15 protein-coding genes and 1 pseudogene are annotated in these 18740 nt (G+C 65.8%); 8 read left to right on the top strand and 8 right to left on the bottom strand.

The genetic code is table 11. The annotated features are described in order from the left end of the window. Window positions 1-5: 5 nt before the first annotated feature. From NG697_RS17300 to NG697_RS17280, 5 genes are all read left to right on the top strand, one after another. Entirely contained in the window at window positions 6-2495 is a 2490-nt protein-coding gene (locus NG697_RS17300; protein WP_252614782.1) for a helicase-associated domain-containing protein, read from the top strand. Between the two features lie 13 nt (window positions 2496-2508). Continuing rightward, on the top strand, window positions 2509-4152 hold the full coding sequence (locus tag NG697_RS17295) for a DNA repair helicase XPB (RefSeq protein WP_252611387.1): 1644 nt from the start codon (window positions 2509-2511) through the stop codon (window positions 4150-4152). A 113-nt stretch (window positions 4153-4265) separates the two neighbouring features. Further along, window positions 4266-4976: a response regulator transcription factor gene (locus NG697_RS17290; RefSeq protein ID WP_058929981.1), complete on the top strand. Its 711-nt coding sequence runs from the start codon at window positions 4266-4268 to the stop codon at window positions 4974-4976. Between the two features lie 2 nt (window positions 4977-4978). Continuing rightward, window positions 4979-6529, top strand: a complete 1551-nt coding sequence (locus NG697_RS17285; RefSeq protein WP_252614780.1) for a sensor histidine kinase — start codon at window positions 4979-4981, stop codon at window positions 6527-6529. A 109-nt stretch (window positions 6530-6638) separates the two neighbouring features. Beyond that, a complete protein-coding gene (locus NG697_RS17280; RefSeq protein ID WP_058932786.1) occupies window positions 6639-6926 on the top strand; it encodes a WXG100 family type VII secretion target in 288 nt (95 codons plus the stop codon). Window positions 6927-6946: 20 nt separating this feature from the next. On the opposite strand, the gene NG697_RS17275 is transcribed toward NG697_RS17280, so the two are convergent. Continuing rightward, window positions 6947-8005, bottom strand: coding sequence for an RNase H family protein (locus tag NG697_RS17275; protein ID WP_252614778.1), 1059 nt, complete (start codon window positions 8003-8005; stop codon window positions 6947-6949). Window positions 8006-8215: 210 nt separating this feature from the next. Here NG697_RS17275 and NG697_RS21425 point away from each other — a divergent pair. After that, window positions 8216-9392: pseudogene (locus NG697_RS21425) on the top strand (ABC transporter substrate-binding protein). 77 nt (window positions 9393-9469) lie between these two features. On the opposite strand, the gene groL reads toward NG697_RS21425, so the two are convergent. From groL to NG697_RS17235, 5 genes are all read right to left on the bottom strand, one after another. Next, the gene (groL, locus tag NG697_RS17255; RefSeq protein WP_058929984.1) at window positions 9470-11098 is read right to left on the bottom strand and encodes a chaperonin GroEL; all 1629 of its coding nucleotides are present in this window, start codon (window positions 11096-11098) and stop codon (window positions 9470-9472) included. Between the two features lie 292 nt (window positions 11099-11390). Further along, complete coding sequence (locus NG697_RS17250) at window positions 11391-12656, bottom strand: ABC transporter substrate-binding protein (RefSeq protein WP_252614774.1); 1266 nt, start codon at window positions 12654-12656, stop codon at window positions 11391-11393. An 11-nt stretch (window positions 12657-12667) separates the two neighbouring features. Beyond that, entirely contained in the window at window positions 12668-12874 is a 207-nt protein-coding gene (locus tag NG697_RS17245) for a cold-shock protein (RefSeq protein ID WP_252602267.1), read from the bottom strand. A gap of 158 nt (window positions 12875-13032) precedes the next feature. Then, a complete protein-coding gene (locus NG697_RS17240; RefSeq protein ID WP_252611396.1) occupies window positions 13033-13650 on the bottom strand; it encodes a LytR C-terminal domain-containing protein in 618 nt (205 codons plus the stop codon). Window positions 13651-13701: 51 nt separating this feature from the next. Next, window positions 13702-14031: a DUF3263 domain-containing protein gene (locus tag NG697_RS17235; RefSeq protein ID WP_374209945.1), complete on the bottom strand. Its 330-nt coding sequence runs from the start codon at window positions 14029-14031 to the stop codon at window positions 13702-13704. Window positions 14032-14164: 133 nt separating this feature from the next. Here NG697_RS17235 and NG697_RS17230 point away from each other — a divergent pair, with 133 nt between their 5' ends. Continuing rightward, window positions 14165-14935, top strand: coding sequence for a uracil-DNA glycosylase (locus NG697_RS17230; RefSeq protein ID WP_058929988.1), 771 nt, complete (start codon window positions 14165-14167; stop codon window positions 14933-14935). A 14-nt stretch (window positions 14936-14949) separates the two neighbouring features. Beyond that, a complete protein-coding gene (locus tag NG697_RS17225; protein WP_252614772.1) occupies window positions 14950-15789 on the top strand; it encodes a siderophore-interacting protein in 840 nt (279 codons plus the stop codon). A gap of 22 nt (window positions 15790-15811) precedes the next feature. On the opposite strand, the gene NG697_RS17220 is transcribed toward NG697_RS17225, so the two are convergent. Together NG697_RS17220 and NG697_RS17215 are read right to left on the bottom strand one after the other, a co-directional pair. Next, complete coding sequence (locus NG697_RS17220) at window positions 15812-17299, bottom strand: threonine/serine exporter family protein (RefSeq protein WP_252611401.1); 1488 nt, start codon at window positions 17297-17299, stop codon at window positions 15812-15814. A 39-nt stretch (window positions 17300-17338) separates the two neighbouring features. Then, window positions 17339-18655 carry a peptidoglycan bridge formation glycyltransferase FemA/FemB family protein gene (locus tag NG697_RS17215; RefSeq protein ID WP_252614770.1) on the bottom strand — a complete coding sequence of 439 codons (1317 nt, stop codon included), beginning with the start codon at window positions 18653-18655 and terminating at the stop codon, window positions 17339-17341. Window positions 18656-18740: the final 85 nt, after the last annotated feature.

Raw genomic sequence — 18740 nt, 5'->3', positions numbered from 1 at the left:
GACTGATGTCCCTTATTCGCGCGCTCAGCAAAGAACTGGAAGCACGCAGCGATGACTCGTTGCGGGCGCTCTTTGCAGCGCGGCCGGACCTTATGTCACCCGCCGTTCCTGACTTTTCCGCCCTGGCCGCGCGGGCAAGTGCGCGGGTCAGCGTCCAGCGCGCGCTCGAGCGGCTTAACAGGCCACAGATGCAGGTGCTGGAAACGCTGCATCTGTGTACCAACACGGACACCGAACACAGCGCCTCGGCGGCGGGCGTCCGGAAACTCATTGCAGGGTCCACGGTGGCGGCACTGGAACGCATCCTGGCCTCGCTCCAGGAACTGGCTTTGGTGCACCGGGCAGAGCCGCCGCATGGAACGGCGGTTTCGGGCCACCGCCAGCGCTACTACCTGCCGGTGGGAAGCCTCAAGGACGTGGTGGGAATCTATCCTGCGGGGCTGGGGCGCAGCTACACCGAGCTGGTCAGGCTCCAGCCCGCGTTTGCCCAGCGGGCAGTCCAGCTCGTTGCCGAGCTGCGCCGCAGCGGCGTCTCCATCCAGAACGCCACCACCCCCATGGAGGCAGCCCTCGCGCTGCAGCATTGGACATCCTCGCCCGAGGCACTCGGCGAGGCTTTGGCCGGAGCCCCGGAACGCACGACGGCGTTGCTCGCCAAATTCCGCAACTGGGCCATGGGTGCCGTCCCCCAGGCGCAACGGAAAGCGTCGGTCTCGAACCAGGGCGCCGACGTCGGGCCCGTTGACTGGCTCCTGGCCCGGGGCCTGCTGGTCCCCCTGGACGCCGCGCATGTGGAATTGCCGCATAGCGTGGGATTGTCGCTGCGTGGCGGCGCTATCATCAATGACTTCTCCCTGTCCCCGCCGGTTCCGGAGCTGGGCAGCACCACCGCTGCGCTTCGCCGGAACGCGGCGCTGGGCGCCATCGCCGAAACCCTCCGGCTGGTGGGTGACCTCCTCCACGCCGTCCGCGAACAGCCGCTGGCCACGCTGCGCAGCGGCGGCGTAGGTGTCCGGGAAATGAAGCGGCTGGCCGAGACGCTTCGCATCGACCAGCACCGGGCGGGCCTGCTGCTGGAACTCAGCGCCCTCGCCGGCCTGTTGCGCCTTGATGTGGACTCGTCCTCCTGGATGCAGCCCCCGCAGCTGGAGTGGCTGGCCCTCCCCCGCCAGGAGCAGTGGCTGTGGCTGGTCAACGCCTGGCTCGCGAGCGAGCGTGTGCCTTCACTGGTGGGTCAGCCGGTTAACGGCCCCGGCGGCGTCCCCGCCGCGCACCGTGCCCTGGCCGGGAACACCGTTAATGCCCTTTCGGCCGAGGCGCAGCGGCCGGACGCCCCGGTGGTCAGGAAGCGGATCCTGGAAATCCTGGAGGAGCTCACCCAGGAGGCTGCCGCTGCTGACGGCACGGCACCGGTCCTGGATGCCGCGGCAGTCCTCCAGCGGGCTGAATGGACGCAGCCGCGGATGGCCCGGCGGTTCAGTTCCCTGATCAGGGGTGTGCTGGCTGAAGCGGAGCTGCTGGGATTGATCGGGTCCGGTGCGTTGAGCCAACTGGGTAGCGCCATTGCCGAAGACAACCCGGACGAAGCCTTGGGCATCCTGGGCGAGCATCTGCCTGCGGCACTGAACCACGTCTTGCTCCAAGCGGACCTGACCGCAGTTGCCCCGGGCTACCTGGCTCCGGAGCTGGCCGAAAAGCTACTGGTGATGGCCGACGCCGAGGGGCAGGGGCCCGCCACTATCTACCGGTTCTCCGCCAACTCGGTCCGGCGCGCGCTGGACGCCGGGCATGATGCGTCGAGCCTGTTGGAGTTCCTGCGTGAGCATTCGGCCACGGCCGTGCCCCAACCTTTGGAATACCTGGTGGAGGACACTGCGTCCCGGCACGGCCGGCTCCGGGTGGGAACGGCCGCCAGCTTTATCCAAAGCGATGATGAGGCAACGGTGCTGGAGCTGGCGGCGGAGTCGAAAGCGGCCGGCCTGGGGCTGGCCCGGATTGCGCCGACGGTACTGATTTCCACCGCTCCGCCGCGGGAAACAGCCCAGGTCCTGCGCGGACTGGGCCTCTCGCCGTCGGTGGACCAGGCCGAGCCCGGAGTGGTCCGGCTCCGCCGCACTAACAATGTTCCCGGCAGCGCCCGCCCCGTCTACACGGCGCCGCGGACCGCACCCGCCGAGGACGACGTCGCCGCGCAGCTGGCCGTCCTGCGGAACAGGCGGGCTGAAGCCTCCGGAAACCACGCAGGCCCCGTGGCTGGCTCCGGCGAAGCTGCCACCCAGCTTGGGCTGGAGACGCTGCAACGGGCTATCCGGCTCAAGCAGCGCGTGAGCATGAACGTGGTGGACAGCCAGGGGAATTCCTGCCTGGAGACAGTTGTTCCCCTTTCCGTAAACGGCGGACGCGTCAGGGTCTTCGATCCTGCCAAGGAAACCGAGCGCGTGCTCTCCATCCACCGCATTATCGACATTGAGGCCGCAGAAGAACTGCGCCAGTGAAGGACTGCCCCGCGTGAACGACGGCCCGCTGATCGTCCAAAGTGACAAAACCATCCTGCTAGAAGTGGACCACGAACTGGCCACCGAGGCGCGCCATGCCATCGCCCCCTTCGCCGAGCTCGAACGCGCCCCGGAGCACATGCACAGCTACCGCCTGACGCCCCTGGGCCTGTGGAACGCACGCGCCGCCGGCCTGGACGCGGAGAAGGTCCTGGACACCCTGCTCAAATACTCGCGGTTCCCCGTGCCGCATTCGCTGCTGATCGACGTCGAAGAGACCATGTCCCGGTACGGGCGGCTGCGGCTGGAGAAGGACCCCCAGCACGGCCTGGTGATGCGCACGGACGACTACCCGGTGTTGGAGGAGGTCATCCGGGCCAAAAAAATACAGCCCCTGCTGGGGCCGCGGATCGACGGCGAAACCATTGTGGTCCACTCCTCACAGCGCGGCCAGCTCAAGCAGCTGCTCCTGAAAATCGGGTGGCCGGCGGAGGATCTGGCCGGCTACGTGGACGGCACACCCCACCTGATCGCCCTGAACGAGAACGGCTGGAAGCTCCGCCCGTACCAGCAGCTCGCCACCGAGAATTTCTGGGCCGGCGGCAGCGGCGTGGTGGTGCTGCCCTGCGGGGCCGGGAAGACGCTGGTGGGTGCCGCGGCCATGGCCACGAGCTCCACCACAACCCTCATCCTGGTGACCAACACGGTGGCAGCCCGGCAGTGGAAGGACGAGCTGCTCAAACGGACGTCCCTGACGGAGGACGAAATCGGCGAGTACTCGGGCGCGGTCAAAGAGGTCCGCCCGGTCACCATCGCCACGTACCAGGTCCTCACCACCAAACGCGGCGGCCTGTACCCGCACCTGGAGCTGGTGGACGGCCACGACTGGGGCCTGATCATCTATGACGAAGTGCACCTCCTGCCGGCGCCGATCTTCCGGATGACCGCGGACCTGCAGGCCCGCCGCCGGCTGGGCCTCACCGCCACCCTGGTCCGCGAGGACGGCCGCGAAGGCGAGGTCTTCAGCCTCATCGGGCCCAAGCGGTACGACGCGCCGTGGAAGGACATCGAAGCCCAGGGCTACATCGCCCCCGCGGACTGTGTGGAGGTCCGCATTGACCTGCCCCGGGACGAACGCGTGGCCTATGCCATGGCCGAGGACGCCGACAAGTACCGGCTGTGCGCCACGTCCGAGTCCAAGACCCTGATCGTGGAACAGCTGGTGGCCCGGCACCAGGGCGAGCAGCTGCTGGTGATCGGGCAATACATTGACCAGCTGGACGAGATCGGCGAGCGCCTGCATGCTCCCGTCATCAAGGGCGATACGTCCGTCAAGGAACGGCAGAAGCTCTTCGATGCATTCCGGGCCGGCGACGTGAACACGCTGGTGGTTTCCAAGGTGGCCAACTTCTCCATCGACCTGCCCGAGGCCTCGGTGGCCATCCAGGTCTCCGGTTCCTTTGGGTCGCGGCAGGAGGAAGCCCAGCGGCTGGGCCGGTTGCTCCGCCCCAAGAAGGACGGCCGGGCGGCCCGCTTCTACTCGCTGGTGGCCCGGGACACCCTGGACCAGGATTTCGCGGCCAAGCGGCAGCGCTTCCTGGCAGAGCAGGGCTATGCTTACCGGATCATGGACGCCAAGGATGTCGGCGCCGCCTAACGGCCACCCGCTGTTCCTGTCCGGCGAGGGGGATGGCCATGCCCGGCGGGCTCCCCATGGAACACCCACCATCCATCCAGAAAACTCACAGCTTCTGGGAGCATGATGGGAGCATGAAGAAGACCGGCCCAGAAGCCAAGCTGCTAGTTGTTGATGACGAACCCAACATCCGCGAGCTGCTGTCCACCTCGCTCCGCTTCGCAGGCTTCGAGGTGGTCTCTGCCGCCAACGGCCGTGACGCGCTGGCCGCCGCCGAGCTCCACGCGCCCGATCTGGCGGTGCTGGACGTGATGCTGCCGGACATGGATGGCTTCACCGTCACCCGCAAGCTGCGGGCTTCGGGTAAGCATTTTCCGGTCCTGTTCCTCACGGCGAAGGATGACACGGAGGACAAGGTCACCGGCCTCACCGTAGGCGGGGATGACTACGTCACCAAGCCGTTCAGCCTGGACGAGGTAGTAGCCCGCATCCGTGCCGTCCTGCGCCGCACGCAGCCCCTGCTCGACGACGACGCCGTGATCCGTGTGGACGACCTGGAGCTCGACGACGACGCCCACGAAGTGCGCCGCGGCGGCACCGTGATCGAACTGTCCCCCACGGAATTCAAGCTCCTCCGGTACCTCATGCTGAACCCCAACCGCGTGCTGTCGAAATCCCAGATCCTGGACCACGTGTGGGAGTACAACTTCAACGGCGACGCCTCGATCGTGGAGTCCTACATCTCCTACCTCCGGCGCAAGGTGGACATTGATCCGGACGCACCGGCACTGATCCAGACCAAACGCGGAGTCGGCTACGTGCTCCGGACGGCAGAGAAGCGCTGACCTTGCTGCAGCGGTGGAAATCGGCCTCGTTGAGGTCCCAGCTGGTGGCCATGATTATGGCACTGCTGATTGTTGCGCTGACCTCAACCGGCGCCGGCACCCTCACGCTGCTGCACAGCTACCTCCAGGCGCAGGTGGATGACAAGCTGTACGCCGCCGTCGACCTCGCCAGCAAGCAGCGCTCGTTCACCCAGTTGCAGGCACCCACCAACCCGATGGTCCCCACTGACTACTCGCTGATCCTTTACACCCCCGGTGAGAACCCCCAGCTGTTGGGCGGCGATCCGGATGACCACCCCGACATCGCAACCATCTCCGTTGAGGACGCCCAGAACCGGGGCACCCTCCCGTACCAGGTCAGGGGCACCGACGGCCAGAACTGGCGGGTGGTCGCGGTGACCGTGCTCTATGTCGGCCGTCCCGCCGTCGTTGTCATAGGCTTGCCGCTGCAAAGCGTGGATGACGTCCTCAAGCACGCCACCCTGGTGGTCACCGGCGTCGGCCTGCTCACCCTGCTGCTGGCCTCCCTGATCGCCAGCTGGACCGTATCCCGGTCATTCCGTCCGCTGGCCAAGGTGGAAAAGACCGCAGCCGCCATCGCCGCGGGCGACCTTTCCAGGCGTGTGGACGTCGAAAATCCCGGCACTGAAGTGGGGCGGCTCGGCAGCTCGCTGAACGCCATGCTGGCGCATATCGAGACGGCCTTCGCCGCCAGGACAGCCTCCGAAGGCAGAATGCGCCGGTTCGCGGCCGACGCCTCCCACGAGCTGCGTACCCCGCTCGTGACCATCAGGGGTTTCTCCGAGCTCTACCGCCATGGCGCGCTGGCCACCGACGAGGACGTGGCCACGGCCATGGGGCGGATCGAAAGCGAAGCCAAACGGATGGGCTCTATGGTGGAGGACCTCCTCCTGCTGGCGCGCCTGGACGAACAGCGCCCGCTCCAGCAAAAGCCCGTGGACCTGCAGCTGGTTGCCCACGATGCGGTGGTGGACACGCAGGCGAGCGACCGCTCGCGCCCCATCTCCCTGACCGGCCTTGGTGACGATCCGGCCGCCCCCGCGCCGGTGCTCGGTGACGAAGCAAAACTGCGGCAGGTGGTGGGGAACCTCGTGGGGAACGCCCTGCGCTACACCCCGGACGGCAGCCCGATCGAACTAGCCGTCGGGGTCCGGACCTCCGACGGCGGGCAGCCGCTCGCCGTGATCGAGGTCCGTGACCACGGCCCTGGCATCTTCGAAGAGGACGCGTCCAAGGTGTTCGAGCGTTTCTACCGCGCGGACACGTCCCGGACGCGCGAGACCGGCGGCAGCGGCCTGGGGCTCGCGATTGTCGCGGCCATCGTCGGATCGCACGGCGGGTCCGTCAGGGTGGAAAAGACCGACGGCGGCGGGGCCACGCTGGTGGTCAGCCTGCCGGTCCGGGACGACGCCACCGATGAGGCTCACGCCGGCGATGACCACCTGGCGGAAGCCCACCCGGGCCCACCCGCCACGCAGGATGGCGATCCTGTGGACGGAGGCCACGGAGATGGCAAGGTTATCCACATATAGCCATGGAGCGTGGCGTGCGGGCAGTGCCCGTCCGTAGGCTCGCGGTAGTGGCCCGGAGCAGCCGGGCGGGCAGCACATGCTGTCCCACTACTTCGAGAGGCAGCAAGCCATGAGCATCATTTCCGTCGACACCGAACTCCTTCAGCTGAAGTCGGCCAACGTCAAAGCAACTGTGGACCGGATCAGCTCGGACGTCCAGACCATGAAGCGCGGCCTGGACGAACTGCAGTCCACCTGGCGGGGCTCGGCTGCCAACAACTTCCAGGCCCTGGTGACCGAGTGGACACTCACCCAGGGCAAGGTGGAGGCATCGCTGGCATCCATCAACATGGCCCTGGCATCAGCAGCGTCCACCTACGCCCAGGCCGAGCAGGGCAACACCCAGCGCTTCAGCTGAGTCCCCAGCCGAAATGGCCCCTACGCCTCCGGCGTCCCCTGGCGGAATCGGAGCCGCCATCTGTTGCCGTCCAAGACCCACAGTGAGCTATGGAGAGCCGTGCCTAAGCGCGAGTAGCTTCGACACGTCAGCAGGATCGCGCTGGTGCCGATGCGGTCCGCACCCAGGATCTCCAGTTCAGTGTGCTGCCCCGGTTCCTCTTCCAATGCCATCATCGTGGCGTCACGGGTCCATACCCTGCCCGAGGTTCCGATCTCCATAAAATCAGGGTGCAGGAGGACGCCGGTGCGGCCGATGTCCCCACGGATGTCGGGGCCCGACAACTCGCGTTCGAGGGCCTCGACGATCGCTTCGGGGCTCATCTCGGCCCCGGCGGACTCCGACGGGATGAAGGAGTCGCTCTCCAGCTCACTGAAGAGGTCCGGCTCCTCGTAGGGGCCTTGGTTGAAAAGGTCCTGGCCGTACGAGACCTGACTGTCGAAGCCAGCACCGCCGGCTGTGGTGGCGGCCTGAAGGCTGGCTGCAGTGGCGGCGCCGGGGCTGGTCAGTGCGGCGCCTGCCCCAGGGCTGACGGCAACCCGGCTATCAGCTGCTGGGCCAACCGCTGCCGGGGCTCCCGCGAAGCCCGGGCCTGAACGCGCTGCCACACCCTGCTGGTACGCGGTGGCGGCTGCACGCGCGCGGACATCGGCTGCCTCATTGAGGTCGTGGCCTGCGTGGCCCTTGACCCATTCGAACGTGTATTTCCGGCCGGCGATTTCCCGGTCAAGTTCCTTGAGCAGCTCAACGTTCAGGACGGGTTTGCCGTCGGCCTTCCGCCAGCCCTTGCGTTTCCAGCCCGGCATCCACTTTGTGATGGAGTTGATCACGTACTGGCTGTCGCACAGGACCCTCAGGTCCTCCTCCGGGACGTGGGCGGTGGCACGGAACAGATCCAGGACGGCCATCAGCTCGCCCTGGTTGTTGGTGCCGTGCGGCCATCCCCCGGCGCGCCAGCAGTCGTCGTTCACATACCAGGCCCAACCGGCCGGGCCGGGATTTCCTAAAGCCGAACCGTCGGCCGCTGCAGTAATTGTCACCTAACCATCCTGCCAGACAGCGCCGACAACCGGTTCAGCCAGCGCTCGGGAAACCGCTTACCGAAAAGCCTTGACGCCGAAGTCGAAGCGCGGCAGAATCCGAATCCTGGCCGGGAAAGCGCTTTCTCAGTCGAAGCTTCCCCACCGGCACCGACGCCGCCACGGGACACGCGCGGGGTGGACCTCCACCCTTTTGAGGACGGCACGTCAATGAAGATTCGGGCCATTAGCCGCAGGAGATTCCAGTTCGGCGCAGTCGCCGTCGCTGTCTCACTGCTCGCCACAGGCTGCGGTGCACCCGCCGGCTCCAGCGAAAACAGCGAAGTCACCCTGCGGTTCGCCTGGTGGGGCAATGAGTACCTCAACGCGCAAACAGAGAGAGTCATCGACGCGTTCGAGGCGGAACATCCCAACATCAAGATCGAATCCGAGCCGGGCGAATGGGCCAGCTACTGGGACAAACTGGCCACCACGACCGCTGCCAATGACGCACCGGATGTCATCCAGATGGACCAGAAATACATCGCCGAGTACGGTGGCCGCGGGGCGCTGCTGGACCTGGCCAAACAGGGCGGGATCGACACCTCCAAGCTGGACAAGGAATCACTGGCGTCCGGCCAATACGACAACGCACAGTACGGGTTGAGCACCGGAAAGAACGCCTACGTCATCATGGCGAACACCAAGGTCTTCGAGGCAGCAAACGTGCCTGTCCCCGACGACACCACCTGGACCTGGGACGACTGGACACCGCCGCGAAACTCAGCGCGGCCGGTGACGGGAAGAGCTACGGCGCGGCCTATGGCAGCAACGAGGCGGACCTCATCATCTGGCTTCGGCAGCACGGCGAGGACCTCTACTCCCAGGACGGGAAACTGGACTCCGACACCGCTACGGCCGCTGCGTTCTGGGAACGGCTGAAGGAACAGCGCGATTCCCAGGCAAGTCCGCCGGCCACGGTGGCCACCGAGGACTCCGGCGCAGGCCTTGAGGAGAGCCTGTTCGGCACGAACCGGGTGGGCATGGCCTGGTGGTGGACCAACCAGCTGGGATCACTGGAAACCACCACGGGCAGCAGCATCAAGATGCTCCGCGCCCCGCAGGCGCCATCCTTATGACAGACCGCGGAGTCCCCAGCAACTCTGAGATCGTCGAGGGCATCACCCCGGCCCTCAAGCCGGCAGCCACCACTGTGGTGGCCTTCCTGAAGGTCATTGCGCCGGACATCGCCGGCGCGCCTCCCGTCCCGCCGGTGGGTGCCGGCAGCGTCCAGAACGTCATCAAGCGGTTCACCGACGAAGTCCTGTACGACCGGATGACTCCGCAGGCGGCCGCCGACGCGTTCAAGAAGGAAGTCGAAGGGATGCTGGCCACGGCCCGCAAGTAGCGCCAAACAAATGCGGCCCCCTCCAGTGGAGGGGGCCGCATTATGGTTTGCGCGGAACGTAGTCCGGGCGCTGGGGACTAGAAGCCGCCCATGCCGCCCATGTCGTCGCCGCCACCCATGGCCGGAGCGTTCTTCTCCGGCTTGTCGGCCACTACGGCCTCGGTGGTGAGGAACAGACCGGCAATGGAAGCCGCGTTCTGCAGGGCAGAGCGGGTTACCTTGACCGGGTCGTTGATGCCGGCAGCCAGCAGGTCGACGTATTCGCCGGTTGCTGCGTTCAGGCCGTGGCCTGCAGGCAGGCCGCGGACCTTGTCGACAACAACGCCAGGCTCGAGGCCAGCGTTGAAGGCGATCTGCTTCAGCGGGGCGTCGATGGCAACGCGGACGATGTTCGCACCGGTTGCTTCGTCACCTGTCAGGTTCAGGTTCGCGAACGCCTTGGCGCCGGCCTGGATCAGTGCAACGCCGCCACCGGCGACGATGCCTTCTTCAACAGCAGCCTTCGCGTTGCGGACAGCGTCCTCAATGCGGTGCTTGCGTTCCTTGAGCTCAACTTCGGTTGCGGCACCGGCCTTGATGACTGCAACGCCGCCGGCCAGCTTGGCCAGGCGTTCCTGCAGCTTCTCGCGGTCGTAGTCCGAATCGGAGTTTTCGATCTCGGCACGGATCTGGGAAACGCGGCCAGCGATCTGGTCGGCGTCGCCGGCACCTTCAACGATGGTGGTCTCGTCCTTGGTGACAACAACCTTGCGGGCGCGTCCCAGGAGTTCCAGTCCGGCGGTCTCCAGCTTGAGTCCGACTTCCTCGGCGATGACCTGGCCACCGGTGAGTACAGCGATGTCGGCCAGCTGGGCCTTGCGGCGGTCGCCGAAGCCCGGAGCCTTGACGGCAACGGACTTGAAGGTGCCACGGATCTTGTTGACGATCAGGGTGGCCAGGGCCTCGCCCTCGATGTCCTCGGCAATGATCAGCAGCGGCTTGTTGGACTGCATGACCTTTTCCAGGACAGCAACCAGTTCCTTGACGTTGGAGATCTTGGAGTTGACGATCAGGATGTACGGGTCCTCAAGGACCGTTTCCTGGCGCTCAGTATCAGTAACGAAGTAAGCGGAGATGTAACCCTTGTCGAAGCGCATGCCTTCGGTGAGCTCGAGCTCCAGGCCGAAGGTGTTGGACTCCTCGACGGTGATGACGCCTTCTTTGCCCACCTTGTCCAGGGCTTCAGCGATCAGGGCGCCGATTTCGTCGTCACCGGCGGAGATGGAGGCAGTAGCCGCAATCTCTTCCTTGGTTTCGATTTCCTTGGCCGAGGCCAGCAGTTCAACCGTGACGGCCGCGACAGCCTTCTCGATACCGCGCTTGAGGGACAGCGGGTCAGCGCCGGCCGCGACGTTGCGCAGGCCTTCCTTGACCAGGGCCTGCGCCAGCACGGTAGCCGTGGTGGTGCCGTCGCCAGCGACGTCGTCCGTCTTCTTGGCAACTTCCTTGACCAGCTCAGCGCCGATCTTTTCGTAAGGGTCGTCCAGTTCGATCTCCTTGGCGATGGAAACACCATCGTTGGTGATCGTGGGGGCGCCCCACTTCTTTTCGAGGACGACGTTGCGTCCACGCGGGCCGAGGGTGACCTTGACGGCGTCGGCGAGGATGTTCAGGCCCCGCTCAAGACCGCGGCGTGCCTCTTCATCAAATGCAATGATCTTGGCCATAACGGCAGTAGTCCTTTCGGGACAGTCGTTAAGAATGAACCTCACTGCAGTGCCCGCGACGGACGATCCTTCACCGGCGGCCTCTGTATGCCGCGGCTGGGGATCTCACTCCAGCTAGGTATTTCTCTCGCTCCACGACCCGCCGCCAAGCTCCGCTGCCGGAAAAACCGGACGTTGCTTTAGCAGTCGGTACGTAAGAGTGCTAACTCAATAATTAGCACTCCCTAGGTGAGAGTGCAAGCGAAAGACCCCGCAAATCGCCCTGTCAGGGCGACCCGTTCGCCATTGGCGATCAGCCTGCGGCCCGGCCCGCAGCCTCACGGCCGCTGAGCACTGCCTTGTTGTCCGCGCCGTACGTGAACACCATGTAATTGGCAGTGGTGATGTCACCGTTGGAATCGAAGGCAACCGGCCCCGATTCGCCGTCGTAATTAATGCCTGCCCCGGTCTTCAGGACAGCGAGGCACTCGGTGTAGGACAGGCACGGCTTGGTGGCCGGGCCAGAGGCCTTCGCGGCGGGCTGCCCGCCAACTGTCCCGCCGGACACGGCGATCAGGTTGGCGGCGATGGAGCGGCCGGCATCGTCGTCAGCCTTCGCTGCCGCCAGGGTCGCGAGGTTCACGGCGTCGTAGGTCTCGGCGGCGAACGAAAGGTCTTTCAATGCAGGGTTGACCGAAACAAGCCGTGCTTGGAAGTCCGCGGACGGCAGCAGGCCTGGCACCACTGCACGGGCGCCGTCGAGGGCCTTGGATCCCACCCCCGAACCGTATTGGGCGAAGGCGCCGTCGCTCAGGATGATGCTCTTGCCCGAGATCCCAGCGTTATTGAGCTCGGCGATGGCGCCCTGGGCATCGCCCCTGGCGATGAGCACCACGGCGTCAGGCGTGGCAGCCTTGGCAGCAGCTGCCGCGTTCCCGGCGTCGCCGGGCTTGAAGGCGGTGGTGGAGACAGTCTCCAGGCCGGCGTTCTTGGCGGCGCCGGTCACCGCGACCGAAACGTCCTTTCCGTAGCTAGAGTCCTGGTAGACCACGGCAAGGCCCTTGGCGCCGCCGTCCTTGGCCAGTTTCACCAGCACCGAGGCCTGTGCAACGTCCGCGGCCGCCGTCCTGAAGTAGTAGCCGCCGCTCTTGAAGCGGGACAGGCCGGCAGCGGAGTTGGCCGGCGAGACGAGCGGGACCCGCGCAGCCGAGAGGACGTCGATGGCGGCAGCGGCGTGACTCGAATCCGTGGGACCGATCACTGCATCAACCTTGGCTGAGGCCAGATTCCTGGCCTGGGCATCGGCGCCTTCACCGGCGCCTACCACCAGGTCAACAAGCCTGCCCTTGTGACCGCCGGCCGCATTGATTTCCTTGATGGCCAGTTGGGCCGCAGCGAGCTGCGAGTCGTTGAGGAAGGCCTGCCCCCCTGCGCTGTCCTGGATCAGCCCGATCCGCAGCGTGCCGTCACCGGACGCTTCAGCGGATTCAACGCGGGCGTTGCCGCCTGCCCCGGCACAGCCGGCCAGGGCCAGCAGGACGGCCGCCCCCGTGGCTGTGCGGACGATTGTTGAACGCAAGCTGCGGGAGATCACTGCGTGGGCCGGACGTTTTCTGCCTGCGGGCCCTTCTCGCCTTCACCGACTTCAAGCTCCACGCGCTGGCCCTCATCCAGGGCCCGGTAACCTTCGCCCTCAATGGCCGACCAGTGCACAAAGACATCGTCCCCGGAGCCGTCCACCGTAATAAAGCCGTAGCCCTTTTCGGCGTTGAACCACTTAACCGTTCCCAATGCCATGATGTCCACTCTTTTCCGTCGTGCCGTCGGTCCCTGTCGGAAGTGTGCCGCTTGTTACGGACCGAAGCCTGAAATCACTCTAGCGACAAGCCATCCGGCGGGCCGAACCACACGGCCGCTCCGGGGCCCAAAAGTTACTCAGGCGTGACCGCGAGACGCTACTGGTAGCCCGGCCCCAGGACAACAACCAACGGCACCTGGAAGTCCTGGCTCTCCACCAGAGTAGGGATGTTCAGGAGTTCGGAGACTGCTTCGGCGTTGGCTTTCTGCGCCGGGCCCGAGTAGAAGATCGCGGATGTTTGCTGCGGAGCGCCGCCCCAGTTCCCCACCTGGCCCAGCGTCCAGCCATCGGCCTGGACCATAGAGCTGATGCGTCCGGCGAGCCCGGCCTTACCGGAGGCGTTGTAGATGGCCACGCCCTGGGTCTTGTCCAGCACAACCGCGGAGGGAATGTTACTGGGCGAAGCGCTGGGCTCGGCGTCAGGGCTATTAGAGGGCTCCGGGTCCGTGGAGGCTTCAGCGGTGGCCGACGGTGCCGCGCTTGCCTCGGGGGCCGCGGTTGATTCCAGGCTGGTGGAGGCTTCACTGCCGGCCTGGGTGAACCCGAGCTTGGGAAGGATCAGGAAGGACACCACTCCAATGGCCAATGCCACAATCCCCACCGCGAGGATGGGCCACAGCTTGCGGCGGGCAGGCGCCGAGGCCGCACGGTGGACGCCTTGCCGCGAGGCGGACTCCGGAACCTTGTCGAATTCATCCCGAGCGTATTTGGTCATGGTGGGGAGACGTCCTTGTTGATTGCTGCTGATTGCTCAGCACGAGCGTGGTCAGGCGTCGGAACCCAGGCGTCGTGCAGTGCGTGCCCGGTGACGCGACGTACGTAGTCTACGCAATCTCTTGATCAACATGGGGTCGTGGGCCAGTGCAGCCTCGGTGTCGATGAGGGCGTTGAGCAGCTGGTAGTAGTGCGTTGCGGACAGATCGAACAGCTCCCTGATGGCCTGTTCCTTGGCCCCGGCGTACTTCCACCACTGCCGCTCGAGTGCCAGCATTTGCTGGTCGCGCTCGCTCAACGGGGAGTCACGGAGGGTAAAGTCAGCCAGCAAAGAACCGCGCTCCTCCGGCTCCGGCATATATTCCCGAGGAGGTTCCGCCACGGCACACCCCTTCGCTGGTCTCGCTGAATCACCGGTCAAGTTACTAAATCTCCTCCCCATGCTACGGCGTGAATAACACGGTTGTCATTTGCGCCCCGACCGCAGCATCAGGCAACCCTGCGAGAATGGGAGCGTGTTTGAATCTGACGCGCTGTTCGAACTGACGGCGGACCCGGCGGAGGCCGTTGGCTTTGCCGAGATGGCCGCCTTGCCGCTCAGTGAGCTGATGGCTGCCGACTGGGCGGAGGCGCTGGGCCCCGTAGAGAGTGAGCTGCGCGGCGTCCTGGGCTTCCTGGCTGCCGAAGTTGCCGCGGGCCACCGCGTGCTGCCGGCGCCGTCGAACGTTCTGCGCGCCTTCCGGCAGCCGCTGGCTGGCGTGAAGGTCCTGGTAGTGGGCCAAGACCCCTACCCCACGCCGGGCCACGCGATCGGCCTGTCCTTTGCCGTTGACGGGCGGACCCGCCCCATCCCGCGGAGCCTCGCGAATATCTACCGTGAGCTGGAGTCTGACCTCGGCCTTCCGGCGCGCGTCCACGGCGACCTGTCCGCCTGGGCAAGCCAAGGGGTCCTGCTGCTTAACCGGGTCATGAGCGTCCGCGCCGGGGCAGCCGGCTCCCACCGGGGCAAAGGCTGGGAGGCCATCACGACGGCGGCAGTCACCGCGGTGGCCAGCCGGCGCACTTCCGACGGCGGGCCGTCGCCGCTGGTGGCGGTGCTGTGGGGCAAGGACGCGGAGAGCGTCCGGCCCCTCCTGCCCGGCGCGGCGGTCGTGTCCAGCGCCCACCCCAGCCCGCTGTCGGCGTCGCGCGGATTCTTCGGCTCCCGGCCCTTCAGCACCATCAACCAACTGCTGCAGGACCAGGGATGCCCTGGCGTAACCTGGGAACTCCCTCCGGTCCCTTAGCTTAGGCTTGCCTTATGAGCACTCTTCCGGCCGCCACCAACGCCACGAAAAAAACACGTCCGCAGATCGATCTCACGGTCATCCGACGGGAAGAACTCTCGCCATACATGGTCAGGATCGTGGCCGGCGGCGAAGGTTTTGCCGCCTACGTGAACAACACCTTCGTGGACCGCTACATCAAAATCGTCTTCCCGCAGCCCGGCGTTGACTATGCCCAGCCCCTGGACCTGTGGACCATCCGCGAAACCATGCCCCGCGAGCAGTGGCCCTTCACCCGCACCTACACGGTCCGCTGGGTGGACACCGAGGCCCAGGAACTCGCCATCGACTTTGTGATCCACGGCGACGAAGGGCTGGCCGGCCCTTGGGCGGCTGCCGCCAAGCCCGGGGACACCTTCACCTTCACCGGCCCGGGCGGCGCCTACAACCCGGCGCCTGACGCTGACTGGTACCTCTTTGCCGGCGATGAAGCCGCACTTCCTGCGATCGCCGCCGCCATCGAATCGCTGCCGGCGGAAGCGACAGGCCTGGCGTATATCGAGGTGGACAGCGACGCCGACATCCAGCCCCTCGCGTCCCCGGCGGGCGTTAAGGTGACCTGGCTGCGCCGCCACGGCGCGCCGGCAGGCGCCGGGGACCTCCTCGTCTCAGCGGTGGCCGACGCCGAATGGCCCACTGGCCGCGTTGACGTTTTTGCCCATGGCGAGCGCGGCTACATGAAGAGCCTGCGGGACGTGTTTTTCGTCCAGCGCGGCCTGGAACGGAGCCAGGTTTCGCTGTCCGGCTACTGGGCCCAGGGCCGGGTGGAGGACGACTTTCAGGCGGAGAAGAAACTGCCCATGGGGAAGATCTAAGCAGGGAAGATCTGAGCTGTACCTAGCGGCGCCGGGCGCGTCGCCGTTCGTTGCTGGCCAGGCTGCCCGTCAACGGCCGGGCCAGGGTGTCGCCGAGGACAATGCCGGCCGCTGTGCCCAGGACGATCGCGCCGGCGTTGAGCATGCCGCCAGCGCCGAGGAGGATTTCGGATTCCTCGATGGTCAGCACATACATCGAGCGGAAAATGGTCAGCCCGGGCAGCAGGATCAGGGCCGCCGGGACGGCCACCACCAGCTGCGGTGCGCCCATCTTCAACGCCACCACCCGCGCCAGCAGGCCAATCACAACGGCGGCGAGCGCCGGGGAGAACCGGTCACCGACGCCGAGGGACGCGGCACCCAGCAGCACAAGGTAGCCCACGACGCCCACGCCCGCGGTAGGCAGCAGCAGCTCCCAGGAGGTCTGCTCCGTCACGCCGATGGCCATCACGGCGACGGCAATAAAGATCACCAGGACCCAGAGGTCGTAGGCTGGCGGGAATGTCTGGGTAACGCTAATGGGCTGCATTCCGGTCATCGCGCCCACCACAAAGGCCACCGCGATCCCGGCCACAATCGCACCAAAGGTCAGCAAGGTGGACAGAAACCGGCCCGCTGCGGTCACGGGGAACCCGTTGATGGCATCCTGGACCGAGGAGACCAGGCGCCCGGTGGGCAGCAGCAGGAGGATGCCGCCCACCACCACAATCGCCGGGGCGTTGGTGAGTTCAAAGCGCCACAACAGCAGCGCGGTGAGTGTAACGCCGAAGGAGCATGCCGCCGTCGTAAAGAAGTCCGGAACCCGCCACCGGCCCAGCTGGCGGGCGAGCAGGCTGACACCGATGTTGGCCACGAAGGCAATGCCCGAGGACACCGGCCCGCCGCCGAGCACACCCACAAAGACTGCGGCGAACACGCCGAACGCTATGGTGACCATCCAGCGCGGGAACGGTTTGGGGCTGGTGATGGCCTCGTCCAGCCGGCGGATGGCTTCATCGCGCCCCACTCCCCCGGCCACGATGTCCGTCACCAGCCGGTGTACTTTGGCCAGCCCGGCATAGTTGTTGGTCCAGGACCGCACAACCCGAAGCAGCGAGATGGGCGTCTGGTCCTTGGGCGCATAGTTGATGGCCACCGACTGGTTGGTGATGTCCACTTCGATGTTTTTCAGCCCCAGCGCCGCGGTGACGGCAATAATGCTCGTCTCCACTTCCAGGGCTCCTGCCCCGTACCGGAACATGGTCTCGGCCAGGTGCAGGGAAAAGTCCAGGGTCTTGCGTGCGGACGTGTCCACGCCTCCCACCTGGATCATGGGGTTGGCGTAGGGGCTTCCGGCGAGCCTGTCCACAATGCTCAGTGGCGCCGTCGGCGGGTTCTCCCCCCGCACCAGGCGCCGCAGCATCCTCTTCGCCGCCGCATCCTGGTGGATTTGGGAGGGGGTGAGAGGCTCTGTTTTGGGCAGACCGTCGGTGGGAGGCCTGCGCCTTGGGTTTTCAGGTCGATCGTTCACCTTGGTGCTCCTCCCTTTCTGGCAGTTCGTGGTTTGGTGTTAGGCCTGGCGCTTCAGTGGCAGTTTGCCCAGCAGGGTGCGCGCCGCCGCGATGGCCGCTCGGAACAGGCGGTTGGCCTGGAAGGCTACCGGCCGCACCGGCATCACGAAGTCACCCAGCAGCTGGACCACGTCGCCGCCGAAGCCCTTCTTGAACTCGTAGCCGCCGTGGCCTTCTTCGTCCTCTCCCTGGATGCCGAAGGTGCCGTAGAAGTTGTAGCGCGAGTAGCCCTTGTCCAGCGCGTGCAGCAGCATCCCCCAGTACAGCGAGGTGGCGCCGTTGAAGTAGATGTAGTCCTGCTTGGTGCCGCCGATGACGCAGACCACCTCGTCGCCGAAGCAGACGAAGTGGATGGCGGCTACTGTTGCCACTCCCACCGAGTCCGGGAACCGCTCGATGTCCTTGAGGCTGCGCTCGTAGCTGTCCACGAGGTCCTGGACCACTTTGAGGCGGTTGGCCTTCTTTTTGCTGCCGGTCTCTTCCACTTCACGGCGGAGTTCGGCTGCGGACGCGGATTCCGCTTCCAGCCGTTCGGTGATGGACTTCCGGTACGCGGGGATGTCGATCTTGGCCATCATGAGTTTGGTGAACTCGGCCGAGGTGGTCCGCAGGAGCTGGTCGTAGTATTCGCGTTCCCGATAGAAGAAGCCCCTCTCGTCCCCCGCCGTGCTCAGCGCATAGTAGAACTCGTCGAGGGTCTCAAGGGTGGCCTGCTCCAGGAACACGCCGTTCTTTTCAGCCTTCCGGATGGCCTTCCGTGTCCGGTAGCTGGTGCCCATGATGAGCTCCTCGGCGTCCGTGATGCCGTCGAGCTGCTTGATGAACATCCAGTTCACGTTGGTGAAGTTCATGTCCGAGCCTTGGTGTTCAAGACCCAGGCCCGCCAGTTCCGCCACGAGCGGCCTGTTGTCCACGATCTCGGGGTGTTCGGCGCCGTCGGCATCGCGGGCGATGTACGTCAGGTTCGGGGAAATCCGGAGTTCGGCAGCCTTGCGTTCCGCGGCGCGTTCCTTAAGGAGTCCGACGACGTCACGCACCAGTGCGGAGTCTGTGTAGTCCAGGAGGGGGCCCTTGGCGCACTCGCACACCTTGTAGCCCCAGCGGTTGGTGGTGAAGTTCAGTTTCCCGGCAGCGACCAGGTCGCCGTCGCGCCTTACACCGAACAGTTCCACTGACTGACCGCGGGCACGCTGGAAACGGGTGAAGTCAGCGGACTGGATGAAGTTGTTTTGCGGATGCTTGAGGGAGAAGGACTCAAACTCGGCATCGCTGAGGACGCTGAGCTCGAGTCCGGCTCCGGCCTTGGTTGGATTCACGGAAATAACCTCATCTATGGCTGGGCTGCCGACTGGGGCAGGCGCTGGCCTTCGTGGTGTGGATGGTGAGAGTGGCTGGTGGGCG

Origin of the sequence: Pseudarthrobacter raffinosi, assembly GCF_023913835.1 — a bacterium.
Classification (GTDB): domain Bacteria; phylum Actinomycetota; class Actinomycetes; order Actinomycetales; family Micrococcaceae; genus Arthrobacter; species Arthrobacter raffinosi.
Note: the sequence above shows the minus strand (reverse complement) of the source record. Positions and strands in the feature narration are given on the sequence as shown.

Bases quoted from the DNA above. Each gene is read 5' to 3' on its own strand.
- NG697_RS17280 (WP_058932786.1), top strand. From the start codon at position 6,639: ATGAGCATCATTTCCGTCGACACCGAACTCCTTCAGCTGAAGTCGGCC.
- NG697_RS17300 (WP_252614782.1), top strand. From the start codon at position 6: ATGTCCCTTATTCGCGCGCTCAGCAAAGAACTGGAAGCACGCAGCGAT.
- NG697_RS17290 (WP_058929981.1), top strand. From the start codon at position 4,266: ATGAAGAAGACCGGCCCAGAAGCCAAGCTGCTAGTTGTTGATGACGAA.
- NG697_RS17240 (WP_252611396.1), bottom strand. From the start codon at position 13,650: ATGACCAAATACGCTCGGGATGAATTCGACAAGGTTCCGGAGTCCGCC.
- NG697_RS17225 (WP_252614772.1), top strand. From the start codon at position 14,950: ATGAGCACTCTTCCGGCCGCCACCAACGCCACGAAAAAAACACGTCCG.
- NG697_RS17245 (WP_252602267.1), bottom strand. From the start codon at position 12,874: ATGGCATTGGGAACGGTTAAGTGGTTCAACGCCGAAAAGGGCTACGGC.
- groL (WP_058929984.1), bottom strand. From the start codon at position 11,098: ATGGCCAAGATCATTGCATTTGATGAAGAGGCACGCCGCGGTCTTGAG.